The organism is Nonomuraea ceibae (genome assembly GCF_019396325.1).
GTDB lineage: Bacteria > Actinomycetota > Actinomycetes > Streptosporangiales > Streptosporangiaceae > Nonomuraea > Nonomuraea ceibae.
Genome location: NZ_JAHKRO010000065.1, coordinates 22,897 through 37,973 on the forward strand (window position 1 = coordinate 22,897; position 15,077 = coordinate 37,973).

The 15,077-nt window shown below is 76.3% G+C and carries 8 protein-coding genes; 1 reads left to right on the forward strand and 7 read right to left on the reverse strand.

Annotated features, from left to right (window positions below; genetic code table 11):
- Positions 1 to 4: 4 nt before the first annotated feature.
- The gene (locus tag KME80_RS31475) at positions 5 to 859 is read right to left on the reverse strand and encodes an endonuclease/exonuclease/phosphatase family protein (RefSeq protein WP_219510107.1); all 855 of its coding nucleotides are present in this window, start codon (positions 857 to 859) and stop codon (positions 5 to 7) included.
- Between the two features lie 17 nt (positions 860 to 876).
- Positions 877 to 1,794, reverse strand: coding sequence for a glycoside hydrolase family 16 protein (locus KME80_RS31480; RefSeq protein WP_219510108.1), 918 nt, complete (start codon positions 1,792 to 1,794; stop codon positions 877 to 879).
- Between the two features lie 133 nt (positions 1,795 to 1,927).
- On the opposite strand from KME80_RS31480, the gene KME80_RS31485 reads away from it, so the two are divergent.
- Positions 1,928 to 2,398, forward strand: a complete 471-nt coding sequence (locus KME80_RS31485) for a TspO/MBR family protein (protein WP_219510109.1) — start codon at positions 1,928 to 1,930, stop codon at positions 2,396 to 2,398.
- A gap of 9 nt (positions 2,399 to 2,407) precedes the next feature.
- Here KME80_RS31485 and KME80_RS31490 read toward each other — a convergent pair whose 3' ends face one another.
- The 5 genes from KME80_RS31490 to KME80_RS31510 are packed head-to-tail and all read right to left on the reverse strand — an operon-like array spanning position 2,408 to position 14,991.
- Positions 2,408 to 3,328 carry an alpha/beta fold hydrolase gene (locus tag KME80_RS31490; RefSeq protein WP_219510110.1) on the reverse strand — a complete coding sequence of 307 codons (921 nt, stop codon included), beginning with the start codon at positions 3,326 to 3,328 and terminating at the stop codon, positions 2,408 to 2,410.
- Positions 3,325 to 4,296, reverse strand: a complete 972-nt coding sequence (locus KME80_RS31495; protein WP_219510113.1) for an NAD-dependent epimerase/dehydratase family protein — start codon at positions 4,294 to 4,296, stop codon at positions 3,325 to 3,327. The genes KME80_RS31490 and KME80_RS31495 overlap by 4 nt, the downstream gene beginning before the upstream one ends.
- Positions 4,293 to 5,990, reverse strand: coding sequence for a fatty acid CoA ligase family protein (locus KME80_RS31500; RefSeq protein ID WP_219510114.1), 1,698 nt, complete (start codon positions 5,988 to 5,990; stop codon positions 4,293 to 4,295). The genes KME80_RS31495 and KME80_RS31500 overlap by 4 nt, the downstream gene beginning before the upstream one ends.
- Complete coding sequence (locus KME80_RS31505; RefSeq protein ID WP_219510115.1) at positions 5,984 to 7,003, reverse strand: 3-oxoacyl-ACP synthase III family protein; 1,020 nt, start codon at positions 7,001 to 7,003, stop codon at positions 5,984 to 5,986. Before KME80_RS31505 ends, KME80_RS31500 begins: the two co-directional genes overlap by 7 nt.
- 11 nt (positions 7,004 to 7,014) lie before the next feature.
- The gene (locus KME80_RS31510) at positions 7,015 to 14,991 is read right to left on the reverse strand and encodes a type I polyketide synthase (RefSeq protein ID WP_219510116.1); all 7,977 of its coding nucleotides are present in this window, start codon (positions 14,989 to 14,991) and stop codon (positions 7,015 to 7,017) included.
- Positions 14,992 to 15,077: the final 86 nt, after the last annotated feature.

The window sequence follows — 15,077 nt, forward strand, 5'->3', positions numbered from 1 at the left end:
CCGCTCACGGCTTGCTGAGCTTGATGAGGAGGGCGTCGTGGTCGGTGTGCGTCATCCCGAACGTGGAGCGGCCGGTGAAGGCGAAGTCGTTGCTGAAGATCACGTGCTGGACGTCGCCGTCGCCCTTGCGGACGTTGCCCGCGGGCACGCACTTCTGGACGTTCTCCGGGTCGGAGGTGTCGTACTCCAGGTTGAAGTCACCGCCGACGACCGTCTTGCCGGAGATGCCCTCCTCCGACCTGATGTACGGCACGGCGTCGAACATCAGCGCCCGGCACTGCGCCAGCGCGATCGCCTCGCTCGCCGCGCTCAGGTGGGTGGCGCACGACAGGTGGTCGCCGATCGCGTACGCGCAGGCGAACGTGCGCACCTCGTTGCCGCTGTCCTGCGTCGTGTACTGGCCGGCCCAGCCGTCGGCCCCCTGCCACAGGTCCGCGGGGACCCGGCCGAGCACCGCGTTGCCGTACGTGCCGCCGTTCGTGCAGGTGATCGGCTGGCCGGTGGCCTTGTTGAGCGCAGGCTGGAAGACGGAGTACGTCCAGTCGTCCGGCCACGCCTCGGCCAGCGACGGCTGCAGGTAGTCCGGCAGGTCGACGGAGCAGATCTCGTTCAGCGTCACCAGGTCGGGGGCCAGCACGTAGATCAGGTCGCCGCCCTCGAAGACGGCCTGCCCGTCGGCGTAGCAGGCGGCCTTGCCGCTGTTGCACAGGTTGAGCTGGAGCTCGTGGAACGCCCGCGCGGCCCGCGCCCGCTGCGGCGAGGCGGTCCTGGCCGTGCCGCCGCGGGCCTTCGCGGTCAGCTCCGCGGCCTTGGCGCCCATCGGCGGGAGGCTCGTGACGGCCAGCGGCTCCACCTTCACGGGCGCGGCCCCGGCGGCTACCAGGCGCGGGTGCGCCCCGCCCACACGTTGCGGGCGCGCAGCAGGGTGTCTCCGGTGGGCCCCGGCAGCTGGTCGGCCCAGCCGGCGTCGCCGGGCCCGTCCAGCCCGGAGGCGTACGAGCCCATCTGCAGGTTGATGATGAGGCGCTGCGGGACGCCGGCCCAGTTCCTGCCCCGGTGGGTGGCCACCCACGTGCCGTCGAGGTAGTAGTCGATCATGACGTCGGGGCCCTGCTTGTACATCCACACCCGGTACGTGTGCCAGGCCGCCGGGTCGGCGACGGGGACCTTCGCCCGGGTGACGAAGTGGTCGCCGCCGGACTCCTCGCCCTCGTCGCCGCTGGAGGTCTTGTTCCAGGTGTTGAAGAGGTTCGTGGAGTCGCCCACGTACTCCAGGATGTCGCTCTCCGGCGGCCACGCCGGCCACTCGCCGGTTGTCCAGAACGCCGGCCAGACGCCCGGCCCGGTCTGCGCGCTGAACTCGCCCTCGATGTCGTACTCGGGGAACTGGTCGTCGACCAGGATCAGCTCCTTGGCGTGGACGGCGCCCGAGCGGTACCAGAGCGGGGCGTGCGGTGCGTGGGGGCTGGTGCCCTGCGCCGCCGCGAGCCGGGTCGCCGTCAGGGTGAGCACGCCTTCCGACAGCGTGATCTGGCCGGCGTGCATCAGCGCGGCGCCGTTGTGCGTGTCCGCGTCGCCGTCCCACGGGTAGAGGCGGTTCCACTCCTGGTCGAACGCGGCCCAGCTGCTGAAGGAGGACTTCTCGATGATGTTCTCCCACGTCGCCTCGGCGCGGCGGGGCCGGGGGTCGGGCGGCGAGGCGGCGGCCCGCACCCCGGTGGGGAGGGCGGCCAGCCCCAGGGACAGGCCGCAGACGGTCAGGAGCCGTCGCCGGTCGATGCCACGCTCAGCCATGGTGCCCTTCACCGGGGGTCAGTGATCATGGTCAACCGGCATAAGTATGCCCCAGGACGCGAGGTTCCGCGAGAGGGGGATCGCCGGCCCCTGACCGAGGTGCGGGAGCGCGCTCCGAGGGCAGGAGATCGCCATGAAGGGGAAACTCCTGCTGAAGACCGCGCTCGGGGTCACCGCCGCCGCCGTCGCCGGAACGCTCGCCACCGACGCGCGCTCCGCCTGGTACCGGCGGCTGGCGAAACCGTCGTGGCAGCCCCCGCCGCAGGCGTTCGGCCTGGTGTGGACGCCCCTGTACGGGCTCATCACCTACGCCGGCGTCCGGGCCCTGTCGAACGGGCGGGAGGAGGACCGGCGGGCGTTCCGCGGCGCGCTGGCCGCCAACCTGCTCCTCAACGCCGCCTGGCCGGCCCTGTTCTTCCGGGCGCACGCCCCGCGCGCGGCGCTCGCCGAGATCGCCGTGCTGAACGCCTCCAACGCGCTGCTCGTCCGCCGGGGCTGGACGGCCGACCGCCGCGCCGGGCTGCTCCTGCTGCCCTACGCCGGATGGACGCTGTTCGCCACCGCGCTCAACGCCGCCATCGCCCGCAAGAACCCCGGAGCCTGAACAGCCGGTTCAGGCGGACCCGGTCAGGAACGCGCGGATCTCGGGGACCAGGTCCTCGTGCGCGTCCTCCAGCACGTAGTGCCCGGCCCGCGGGTAGACGCGCACCCGGGCCGCGGGCAGGCGGCGGCGCCACTCGGCCAGCACGGCCGGGTCGAACACCGGGTCGCGCAGCCCCCACCCGACGAACGCGGGCAGCCCGGCGAACAGGTCCAGCCGCCGGGCGGTCCCCTCCAGCAGCGGCCACGCCGGATCGCCCGGCTGCAGCGGGATGTCGTGCACGAACCGCTGCACGGCCACCCGGTGCGCGGGCCGGTCGTACGGGGCCAGGAAGGCCGCCCGCACGTGCGCGGGCATGCGGCGGCGCACGCCGAGCGGACGCCAGGTGGCGGCCCGCGCGAACAGGTTGTGCCGCAGGAACAGCCGCGCCCCCAGCCGGGTGCGGCGCAGCACCCACAGCGGCGCCCGCAGCGGCAGCCGGACCCGTTCGCCGTGCGGGTTCGGGAAGGCCGCCGTGTTGAGGATGACCAGGCGGGCGACCCGGCCCGGGTGGCGGCAGGCCCACGCCATGCCGATCGGCCCGCCCCAGTCGTGCATGACCAGCGTCCACCCCCGGCCGGGCGCGCCCCGGCGGGCGATGAGATGCCCCACCAGCGCGTCCAGGTCGTCGACGCGCGAGGCGAGCGTGTGCTCGTGCTCCTCGGCGGACGGCTTGTCCGACAGGCCCATGCCGAGATGGTCCGGCGCCACGCAGCGGAACCGGTCCCGCAGCGCCGCGACCGGCCGCCGCCACAGGTAGCTCCAGGACGGGTTGCCGTGCACGAACAGCACCGGCGGCCCCGCCCCCTCGTCCACGTAGTGCTGGCGCAGCCCGCCCCGGGACGGATGCGCGTACCAGTGGGACGTGAACGGGTAGCCGGGGAACCGGGTCACGGGGCCTCCGAGAGGTGCGCGGCCAGGCGGGCCAGCCCGTCGGCCATGCTCACGCGCGGCCGGTAGCCGAGGTCGCGGCGCGCGGCCGAGATGTCGAACCAGTGCGCGGTCGACGCCTGCTCCACCAGGAACCGGGTGAGCGGCGGCTCCCAGCCGTCCCGCACACCGGCCAGCCGCTCCAGGACGAAGGCCGCCGCCCGCGCCGCCCGGACCGGCAGCCGCCGCCGCACCGGCCGCAGCCCGGCCGCGGCCAGCAGCGCGTTCACCCACTCGCCGAAGCCGCACGGCTCGCCCTGCGTGACGAAGTACGCCCGCCCGCACAGCGGCGACCCGGGCCGCAGCCGGTCCAGGGCCAGCACGCAGGCGTCCGCCGCATTGTCCACGTAGACGGTGTCGATCGTCCGGTCCTCGCGGCCCAGCAGCCACAGCCGCCGCCGGTTCGCCACGAACCCGGGCAGGAAGTGCGGATCGCCCGGCCCCCAGACCAGGTGCGGGCGCAGCGCCACGGCCGGGACGGGCCCCGCCAGCACGATCCGCTCGGCCATCGCCTTCGTGCGCGGGTAGGCGGCGGTGAAGCGGGTGGCGTACGGGACGGACTCGTCGACGCCCTCCAGGTCGCGCCCGTCGTGGACGACGCTCGGCGACGACACGTGCACCAGCCGCGCGCCGCCGGCCGCGCACGCGTCCAGCACGTTGCGGGTGCCGTCCACGTTGACCTCGCGGAAGTCCCGGTAAGCGCCGTACGTCCCCGTCATGGCCGCGCAGTGCACCACGGCCTCGCAGCCGTCCACTGCGGCGCGCACGGCGGCCGGGTCGCGGACGTCCGCCAGGCACTGGGTGACGCCGAGCGCCTCCAGCCCGGCGTGCCGGCGGCGGTGCAGGGCGCGCACGCTGTCGCCGCGCCCGGCCAGGAGGCGGCACACGGCCAGGCCGAGGAACCCGCCGCCCCCGGTCACCAGGACGTTCACAGCCGCCGCCCGGCCCAGACGCCGAGCAGATCGCGGCGGATCTTGCTGTTGTGCCGGGCGTCCACCGGGAACCGCGGATGCGCCAGCACGTCGCGCAGCCCCGCCGTGGCCGGGTGCCGCGCGGCCTCCGCCAGCAGCGCGGCCCGTGCCGCGCCGGGCCGGACGCCGTCCTCGGGCTCCACCACCAGCACCGGGCGCGGCCCCGCGCCCACCAGCGCGACCCGGCGCGCCCCCGGCGTCCCCGCCAGCAGCGTTTCGACGTGGTCGGGGTACAGGTCGCCGCCCGGCGCGCGGACGCGCTCGGACCTGCGGCCCGCGAACCACAGCCGGCCGTCCTCGTCCAGCCGGCCCAGGTCGCCCATCCGGTGCCAGACCCGGTCGCCGTCCGCGATCCTGGCCAGGGCGGTCGCGTGGGGATCGTCCAGGTACGGGTCGCTGACGGCGGGGGAGGAGACCACGATCTCGCCGACGGCGCCGGGCGGCGCCACCAGGTCGTCGTCCCACCGGGCGATCGGGTCGTCGGTGACCCCGATGACCCGGACCTCGACCCCCGGCAGCGGCGTGCCCAGACAGGTGCCCATCCCCGGGTGCGCGGCCAGCGCCGCCGTCAGTTCACGCCCCTCGATCGCGGCCACGGGCAGGCACTCGGTCGCCCCGTACACCGACAGCACCCGCGCCCCGCCGGGCAGGCAGGCGCGCACGCGCTCCAGCGTCGGCAGCGACAGCGGCGCGCCCGCCACGGCCACCGTGTCCAGCGAGCCGAGCACCAGCCCCCGGGCCGCGCAGTGCCGGGCCAGCCGGTCCAGCAGCGCGGGCGCGGCGAACGCCGCCGACACCCGGTAGCGGCGGATGTCCTCGGCCAGCGCCGCCGGGTCGAACCGCAGCGGGTGGCGCGGGTCCAGGTCGGGCAGCACGGCGGTCGCGCCGAGCGCCGCGGCCCCCAGCGCGAACGGGACGAACGTCGACAGGACGGACGCGCCCGCGCGGACGGCGTCCAGCCCGGCGAGCAGGTCGAGCTGCGCCGTCAGATGCCGGTGCCGCAACGGCACCCCCTTCGGCGGGCCGGTCGACCCGGACGTGTACGCGATCAGCGCCAGATCGTCGGGCCCGGGCGCGGGAGCGGTGGCGCGGGCGTCGGCACGGGGGGTGGCGCGGGCGGTGGCACGGGCGTCGGCAGGGGCGTCGGCGCGGTCGTCGGCGCGGTCGTCGGCACGGGCGTCGGCACGGGCGGTGGCTCGGAGGCCGTCGAGGGTCGGGCCCGGCCAGAACCGGCGCGGCCCGACCGTGATCGTGACGCGGCTGGTGCGCCGCGCCCAGCCCAGCGCCAGCCGGGCCGCCTGGGCGAGCGGCACGCCGATGAACGCCTCCGGCTCCGCCCGCGCCAGGCACCGCCGCACCGCCGCCCACGGCAGCCCCGGATCGACCATGACCGGCACCGCCCCCAGCCGCAGCAGCGACAGCGCCAGCACGCCGAGCTCCACGCCCGGGAACACCAGCAGCACCGTCCGCATGCCCGGACGCACCCCGGCGAGCGCCAGCGCGGCCGTCGTCTCCCGCACCGCCTCGGCCGTCTCCGCGTAGCTGACCGCGTGCGGCGCCCGCCCGCCCACCTGGCAGGCGACCGCGTCCGGCCGGTCGGCGGCCCACCGCTCGGCCCGCGTGACCAGCTCGCTCACCGGCGCCGGCGTCACCACCGCACCACCACCGTGCCGGCGCTGAACCCGCTCGCCAGCCCGACGAGCGCGACCAGGTCGCCGCGCCGCACCCGCCCCGAGGCGACCGCCTGGGCGAGCTGGACCGGCAGCGTCGCCGCCACCAGGTTGCCGTGCTGGGCGATGGTGACGACCACCTTGCCCTGCGGGATCCCGACGTGGTCGCAGAACTTCCACAGCGCGGGCAGCGACGCCTGGTGCACGCACACGGCGGCGAAGTCGTCCCAGGTGAGGCCGAGCGCGGCGAGCGGGTCGGTGAAGACGGCGTGGTCGGTCGCCTCGATGCCGCGCACCAGCTCGACGGCGTCGACGGTGAGCGGCCGGATGACCGGCCAGTCGGATGCCGGGTCGGAGGTCAGGTTGAGCAGCGGCACGGTGGCGGCGTCCCATCCGAGCGACTGGGCGGCGAACCGGTGGCCGAGCACGCCCGGCTCCACGGAGGGCTCCAGCAGCAGGGCGGCCCCGGCGTCCGACACCGTGTAGGCGGCGGCGATCGTCAGGAACTCGTCGGCCCCGGACAGCGTCCACGGCATGAACGCGGTCGGCAGCTCGCCGCAGCAGATCAGCACCCGCCGGTGGCGTCCCGTGACGATGAGCGCCTCGGCCACCTGGATCGCGTTCAGCACGCTGTTGCAGGCGTTGCGCACGTCGAACACCGGGCAGCCGGCGCCCAGCTTCGCCGCCACGATGTGCGCGGTCGCCGGTTCGATGAGGTCGATGGTCACCCCCGCGTAGACAAGCAGGTCGAGGTCGCGCGCGTGCAGGTCGTGCTCGGCCAGCAGCGCGCGGGCCGCGTGCGCGGCCAGGTCGGACGGCATCTCGTGCGGCGGCGCGACGTGCCTGCGCCGCACCCCGCTGGCCTTGTGGATCACGCTCCGGGGCAGGTCCATCCCCGGGTTGCGGGCGGCGAGCCGGTCCTCCAGCTCGGCCGTGGTCATCGTGGTCTCGGGCAGGTGGGCGGCCACTCCGGCCACCCGGGCGTGAACGGCGGTCATGCGCCTCCTCCTCAGGAAGCCGGGCGCGAGGCCTGCAGCCCCAGGTGGAGGAGCACCGTGCGGGCGATGTCGCTGACGGTCCCGGCCCCGCGGATCAGCTCCATCGGCGGGATGTCCACCGCGAACGCGTGCCGCATCGACAGCAGGAGCTGCGTGGCCATGAGCGAGTCGAGGCCGTACTCGTCCAGCCGCCGGTCCGGGTCGATGTCGGCGGCCGGGACCAGCAGCACCGACGACAGCAGCTCGGTGATCTGCTCGACGACGTACGCGTGCGCCTCCTCGGCGTCCATCAGGGCCAGCTTCCCCAGCAGGTCCTCGACGTCGGGGGCCTGGTCGGCGCCGGGCGGCAGCACCGCCGACAGCCACGGCCGCCGCAGCCCCGGGAGCGCCTGGCGCAGCCTGGCCCAGTCGCAGCGGCCGATCACGGCCACGTCGGAGCCGTCGGCCAGCATGTCGTCCACGGCGGCCAGCGCCACGGCCGGGTCCATGGAGCCGATGCCGAGCCTGGCCAGCGCCTCCGCCTGGGTGCCGTGCGCCAGCACGCCGGTGCCGGCCAGCGCGCCCAGGCACACCGCGAGCGCGGGCAGGCCCCGGGCCCGCCGCCGCCTGGCCAGCGCCTCCAGGAACAGGTTCGCCGACACGTACGGCGACTGCCCGATGTTGCCGATCGTCGTCAGCGACGAGTACAGCACGAACGCCTCCAGCGGCAGCCCCGCCGTGAGCTCGTCCAGCACCAGCGCGCCGGCGATCTTCGGCCGCAGGACCTCCCGGAACCGGTCGTCGGACAGGTCCGCGAGCGCGGCGTCGTCGAGCGTCATGGCGGCGTGCACGACGCCGCGCACCGGGTGCCCGGCCTCGTCGAGCTCGCGCAGCACGCGGGCCACGGCGTCGCGGTCGGCGACGTCGGCCGCGTGCGCCGTGGCCTCCGCGCCGAGCCCGCGCAGCTCCTCCAGCAGTGCGTCCGCCTCCGGCGTGGCCGCGCCGCGCCTGCTGACCAGCGCCAGCCGCCGCACCCCCGCCCCCGCCAGGCGCCGCGCGGTCTCCGCGCCGAACCCGCTCAGGCCACCCGTGATCAGGTACGTGCCCGAGCCCCGCCGCACGGCGGTACGGAAGCGCACCAGGCCGGGTTCGTCCCGCGGATCCAGCGAGACCACGACCTTCCCGATGTGCCGGGAATGCCGCATGAGCGCGAACGCGTCCGCCACGCGCTCCGCCGGGAACACCGTGTGCGGCAGCGGACGCATGTCCGTCACCGTCAGGAGCGTCGCCATGTGCTCGGCCATCAGCGCCGGGTCCTTCCACATGAGCGTGCCCACGTCCACGCCGTAGAACGCGATGTTGTCCCCGAACGGCCGCAGCGCCAGATGCCGGCTCTCGTAGATGTCGCGCTTGCCCAGCTCGACGAAGCGCCCGCCGTGCCGCAGGCACTCCAGGCTCCGGCTCACGGCCTCCCCGGCCAGCGAGTTCAGCACGATGTCCACGCCCCGCCCGCGGGTCAGCTCCCGCACCTGCTCGGCGAAGCGCAGGCTTCGCGAGTCCAGCACGTGCGCCGCCCCCAGCGCCCGCAGCAGGTCCCGCTTGGCCTCGCTGCCCGCCGTCGCGATCACGTGCGCCCCGGCCGCCCGCGCGTACTCCAGCGCCGCCAGCCCGACCCCGCCCGCGCCGCCGTGCACCAGCACCGTCTCACCCGCCCGGATCCTCGCGCAGTGATGCAGCGCGTGATGAACGGTCGAGTACGGCATCGGCAGCGTGGCCGCCCCGGCGAAGCCGAGCCCGTCCGCGATGCGGATGGCCGTCCACTCCTCGATCACCGCATGGCTGCCGAACCCCACCGGCCCGGCCGCCGCCACCCGGTCCCCCGGGCGCAACCGCGTCACGCCCGGCCCCACGGCCACGACCGTCCCGGCGCACTCCAGGCCCAGCTCGTGCCCGCCGAACACGGCCTCCACGGCCTCCGACGGCAGCAGGCCCACCGCGAACATGACGTCCCGGTAGTTCAGCCCGATCGCCCCCACCTCGACCAGCGCCTGCCCCGGGCCCGGCTCCGGCCGCGCGGTCCGCTCCCACACGAGCTCGTACGCCAGCCCCGGATCCCGCACCGCCAGCCGGTACGCGTCCCCTGCGGCCGCCCGCACGGCCGGCGGCGCCGACCGCACCAGCCGAGGCGTGAACCGCCCCGCCCGCGCCAGGAGGATCTCGTCGTCGTCGCCCGGCTCCAGCAGCTCCGCCGCCAGCCGCTCCGCGTCCCGGCGCGCGTCGCCGCCCCGGTGCAGGCACACCCGCCGGGCGTCCAGCCGCGGCTGCTCGTTCCCCAGCGACCGCACCGTCCCCCACGTGGCCGCGTCCTCCGCGTGCACCTCCCCGCCCTCCGGCTCAGGCAGCGCCCCGCACGGCCGGGCCACCAGCCACAACCGCACCGGCAGGCTCTGCGGCAGCTCCTCACAGGCCACCGCCAGCCCCCGAAGCACCCCCGCCCGCCGTACGACCCGCCCCACAACCTCATGCGGCACGCCGACGCCCAGCGCCCCGCCACCCTCGGCCCGCCCGGCGGCCTCCAGCGGCTCGCCGACCTCCGGGGGTGTGGTGGCTGACCGCGGCTCGGTGGCGTCTGAGGGCGCGGGGGTGTCCGGTTCGGCAGGCTCTCCCAGGATCAGGGCGTACGTGATCCTGTCGGCTGTGGAGGCGTGGGCGGCCCACACGGCGGCGTCGTCGCCGGGAGGGGCCACCACCGCCTGGCCGCCGCGCTCCCGCAGCAGCGCCGCGAGCTCGGCGACCACCGGGTCGCCGGCATCCTCCGCGATGAGGACCCAGGTGCCCTCAGCCCCGCCGTCAGGCAGCGCCGCCCGGTCCGCGGACGCGCCGGCGGGGGAGGTCGCGAGCAGCACCGAGAAGCCGCCCACGTCAGGGTCCTCCTCGGGCCCGGCCCGCACCACATCGGCGTAGCCCGCCTCGGTCAGCAGCTCCGTCCACTGCCGCGCGGACCGCGTCGGCGCGTCCGGCGGCGCGTCCCGGAACTCCGGCGTCAGCTCCGGCAGCGGCAACGGCGGCCCCTCCCGGTGCGGCACCGCCGCAAGCAGCTTCCCGCCGGGCGCGAGCAGCCGCCCCAGCCCGCGCAGCGCCCCGGCCACGTCCCGGGCCGCATGCAGGCACCCGCCCGCCACCACCAGGTCGAACGCGCCTTCCGCATACCCCTGCTCGCCCGGGTCCACGTCCAGGTCGAGCAGCCCGAAGTCGACGACGTCCGCCCCGGACAGCCGCTGCCGCAGCCGGGCCAGCGCCGGTTCCGCCACGTCGGTGACGGTGTAGCGGGTCCGGTCGACCGGCAGGACCGGCAGCAGCGCCGCCGTGGTGCCGCCGGTGCCCGCCCCCACCTCCAGCACGCGCAGCGGCCGATCCACCGGCCACCCCTGGACGACCTGCTCGACCAGCGCCCGCGCGATCCGGTTCGCGAACAGGCTCACCGGCCCGATGTCGTGATACTGCTCCAGCAGGTCGGCGGCCCCGTCCGCGCCGAGCACGTCGGCCGCCTCGACCTCCCCGGCCAGCACCTCCCGCAGCCGCGTCGCGGCCCGCACCGCCAGCGCCGTCTGCGCCGGGAACGCCGCCCCCGCCTCTACCAGCCTCCGCAGGTCCGGCGCACCCCCGACCAGGCGTACGCTCCCGTCGCCGTGCCGCTCCAGCACCCCGTACCGCTCCAGCAGCGGCAACGCCGCCCGCACCAGCTCCCGATGCCGTGGCTCCCGGCACACACCGATCAGCCCCTCCACGTCCAGCCCTCCGCCGCCCGGCCGGCTCGCGCCGGTCGGCCGGCTCCCGGTCGGCGACGCGCTCTCGGCGCCCGGCGCGCTCTCGGCCGCCGGTACGTTCTCGGCGGCCGGTTCGGCTTCGCCGGTGGTCAAGGCCGCCAGCGCCGCGGCGAGGGCGTGGGCGGAGGTCTCCTCCAGGAGGGCCGCGTACGCCGGATAGCGCAGGTCCCGCCAGGCCGAGCGCGCTTCGGCCAGCCGGTCGGCCGCGCCGGCGAGCAGCGCGGCCGGAGAGGGGCCCGGCCAGGCGGCGGCGGGGTCGGTGGGGCGGGGGGCCGCGCGCAGCTCGACGTGGTAGCGCTCGGGCCGGGTCGTGTGGGTGCCCGGCATGCGGCGCAGCCGGACGCCGTCCATCTCGGCCGCCACCCGGCCGTCCGTCCCGGTGATCGTGATGTCCCAGCACACCTCCTCCAGGCTGCTGGAACGTTCCCGTACGTGCAGGAAGCCCTCCGGGTCCGGCCTGCCCCACACGCGGACGGCGCCGATCGCCGCGGGCATGTAGCCGGTGCCGTCCACCAGCAGGTCGACCAGCCACAGCACGCCCGCCTGGAGGGCGCTGTCGAGCAGCACCGGGTGTGCCTCGTAGCGCTCGTCCTGCTGGTCCGGGCAGGTGTACGCGCCCAGCACCTCACCCGGCGCCCGCCACAGCCCCGTGAGCACCCGGAACGTCGGCCCCCACGCCATCCGCCCCTCGGCCGCCCGCGCGTAGTAGGCGGGCACGTCGACGGGCTCGGCGACGCGGGCGCGCAGCTCGGCCAGGTCGAGCGGCGGCGGGGCGGTACGCAGCAGCGGCCGCACCCGCGCCCGGAAGTGCTCGCGCGAATGCTGCCCGCGCCGATTCGTGCTCGACACGGTGATCATGCCCGTCTCTGCGGACAGCGACGTCTGCACGCAGACCGGCTCCCCGCTCGGGGGCGGCACCACCAGGGCGCGGGTGATGCTCGCCCGGTCGATCTCGACCGCGTCGGCCGCCTCCGGGATCGCGTGCCGCCCGGCGGCCAGCGCCATCTCCAGGTAGCCGGTCGCGGGCATCACGGCGGCCCCGGCCGCCCGGTGGTCGTTCACCCACGGCACGCGTACCTGGTCGATCTCCCCGTACCAGGACGGTTCGAGCGTCGGCAGCCGCTGGCCCAGCAGCGGGTGCACGATCGCCGGGTCGCCGATGGAGCGCGCCCAGCTCAGCGGGCCACCGGTCCAGTGGCGCTGCCGCTGCCACGGGTAGGCGGGCAGCGACCGCACCACGCCGGGGCGCGGGAAGTACCGGTCCCAGTCGATCTCACCCCCGGCCGCCACGACCCCCGCCACCGCCGCCCCGACCGCCGCCGGCCCCCCGGCCACCACAGCCCCGGCTGCCACCCCCACCGGAGCATCCGTGGCGAGGGTTTCCCCCGGGCCGTCCGCCGGAGCGGGGTGCGCGCCGTTCGGGGGGGCGCCCTCCGTCCCGGGATCAGGCGCGTCTTCCGCGCTGCTCGCCGGGGCGTCTTCCGCGCTGTCCGTGGTGGCGTCTTCCGTGCCGCCGTCACCCGGGGCCTCGTTCGCGGGACCCGCCGGGGACTGGTCCGCTCCCACGGAAGGGGTGTCCTCCGCGCCGTTCGCGGGGGGCTGCGGGGTGTCGGGTGCGGGGTCGGTTGCAGGGGGGCGGTGGAGGGTGGGGATGAGGGCGGTGCGGGTGTGGGCGGCGGCGGAGAGGCGGCGCAGGTAGGAGCGGAGCACCGGGTGGGGCCCGACCTCCACCAGCACGTCGTACCCGTCGGCGAGCACCCGGTCCACCGCCTCCGCGAACCGCACGGGCCGCCGTACGTTCTGCCACCAGTACGTGGCATCGAGCTCCTCGCCGGTCAGCGTCTCGCCCGAGACCGTCGACACCATGGGGATCCGCGCCCGAGACGGCCGCAGCCCCTCCAGCGCCGCGCAGAGCGGTTCGCGTACGGCGTCCATGGCGGCGCTGTGGAACGGATACTCCACGTCCAGCTCGCGGTAGAAGACCTCGCGCGCCGCCAGGTCCTCGCCCAGCAGCTTGAGCGCCCCCTGGGGCCCGGCGACGGTCACGTCCCGGGCGGTGTTGACGGCGGCGACCTCCACGCCGGGGTAGCCGGCGAGGAGCTGCCGGGCCTCGGCCTCGGGCAGCCCGACGGCCGCCATCCGGCCCTGGCCGCGCGTCGCCGACTGCGCCAGCCCGCGGGCGGCGATCACCCGCGCGGCCTGGGCGGCCGACAGCGCGCCTGAGGTGTACGCGGCGGCGACCTCGCCGACGCTGTGCCCCAGCACCGCCCCGGCCCGTACGCCCGCCGCCTCCAGCATCGCCGCCACCCCGGCCTGCACCGCGAACAGCAGCGGCTGGGCCACCTCGGTCGCCGACAGCCGCCACCGGTCCGGCGGCAGCTCCAGCTCGCGCAGCACCGACCAGCCGAGCCGGTCGGCCAGCTCGCCGTCGACGGCCTCGACGGCCTGCCGGAACGCGGGTTCGCCGAGCAGGTCGGCGCCCATCCCGGCCCACTGCGACCCGTTGCCGCAGAACACCAGGGCGACCCGGCCGTGCTCCACGGCCTCGCCGGTGACCGCCTTGGGCGCCGATGCGCCCGTCCGGGTCTCGTCCCCGGTCGCGTACAGCCTGGACAGGCCGCCCGCCGCCTCCGCGGGGGAGGCGGCGAGCACGACGGCGCGGTGCCGGTGCAGGCCGCGGCGGCGCGCGGCGGTGTAGGCGACGTCGTAGAAGCCGTCCGCGCCTACCGTCTCCAGGTGCGCGGCGGCGCGCGCGACGGCCTCCGTCAGCGCGCCGCCGGAGCGCGCGGACACGACGACGGGCATCGGGACGGCCCCCTCCACCCGCCCCGGCACCCCGGACGCCCCCTCCGACGACGACCCCACCGACGGCGGCGCGGCGACGGCCACGTGCACGTTCGCGCCGCCGAACCCGAACGAGTTCACCCCCACCACCGTCCGCCCGCCCGTCTCGGGCAGCGGGCGCGGCTCGGTGACGATGCTCAGCCCGAGCCCGTCGAAGTCGATGGCGGGGTTCGGCACCGAGGCGTGCAGGGACGCCGGGATCGTCCGGTGCCGCAGCACGAGCAGCGCCTTGAACAGCCCCGGCATGCCGGAGGCGGGCTCCAGGTGGCCGAGGTTCGTCTTGACCGAGCCGATCGGCAGCGGGCCGCTCGACCGGGCCGTGCCGAGCGCCCGTCCCAGCGCGCCGCACTCGGCGGGGTCGCCGGCCTGCGTGCCGGTGCCGTGGGCCTCCACGTACGCGACCTCGTCGGGGTCGACGCCGGCCTTCCAGTACACCTGGCGCAGCAGCGCCTCCTGCGCCTCGGTGCTCGGCAGCGCCAGCCCCATCGTGCGGCCGTCGTTGTTGGCGGCGGCGCCGACGATGACGCCGTGCACCCGGTCGCCGTCGGCGAGCGCGTCGTCCAGCAGCTTGAGCACGACCACGCCGCCGCCCTCGGCCCGGACGAACCCGTCGGCGTCGGCCGAGAACGCCCGGCACCGCCCGGTCGGCGACAGCATCGCCGCCTGGCTGAACCCGATGAACCCCATCGGGTTGAGGAGCACGTTCACGCCGCCGGCCAGCGCCGTGCTGGCGGAGCCGTCCGCCAGCGCCCGGCAGGCCCGTTCGACCGCCTGCAGCGCCGACGAGCACGCGGTGTCGATGCTCATGCTGGGCCCGCGCAGGTCGAACGCGTGCGACAGCCGGTTCGCGGCGATCGACAGCGCCATGCCGGACATCGTGTACGGGCCCATCCCGCCGGGTTCGAGCGCCTGCAGCACCCCGTACGACGGGTCGGAGACGCCGACGAACACGCCCGTGTCGCCGCCCGCCAGGCGGGCCGGGTCGATGCCGGCGTCGTCGAACGCCTCGGCCGCCATCTCCAGCAGCAGCCGCTGCTGCGGGTCCATCGAGGCGGCCTCCTTGGGGGAGATCCCGAAGTAGGCGGCGTCGAAGCCGGTGACGTCGTCGAGGAAGCCGCCGGCCCGCGTGTAGCTGCGGTCGAGGCGAGGGATGGACTCGTCGACGTACCGGTCGGCCTCGAAGCGGTCCGGCGGCACGGTGCCGACCAGATCGTCGCCGCGCAGCAGCGCCTGCCACAGTCCGTCGAGGTCGCGGATGCCGCCGGGGAGCCGGCACCCCACGCCCACGATCGCCACCGCCTGGCGCGGCCACGCCTGCCCGTTCCCGCCTGCGCTCATTCCGTCACCCTTCCGCTCGTCCGCGCCCCCATGGCACCACAGCCGTACGTGACCGAATAGCGACTGTTCGTGTTCCTCCCTGGTGA

What these genes read in the sequence shown, in the direction of transcription:
- KME80_RS31480 (WP_219510108.1), bottom strand. Translation starts at nt 1,794, where the DNA reads ATGGCTGAGCGTGGCATCGACCGGCGACGGCTCCTGACCGTCTGCGGC.
- KME80_RS31485 (WP_219510109.1), top strand. Translation starts at nt 1,928, where the DNA reads ATGAAGGGGAAACTCCTGCTGAAGACCGCGCTCGGGGTCACCGCCGCC.
- KME80_RS31505 (WP_219510115.1), bottom strand. Translation starts at nt 7,003, where the DNA reads ATGACCGCCGTTCACGCCCGGGTGGCCGGAGTGGCCGCCCACCTGCCC.
- KME80_RS31510 (WP_219510116.1), bottom strand. Translation starts at nt 14,991, where the DNA reads ATGAGCGCAGGCGGGAACGGGCAGGCGTGGCCGCGCCAGGCGGTGGCG.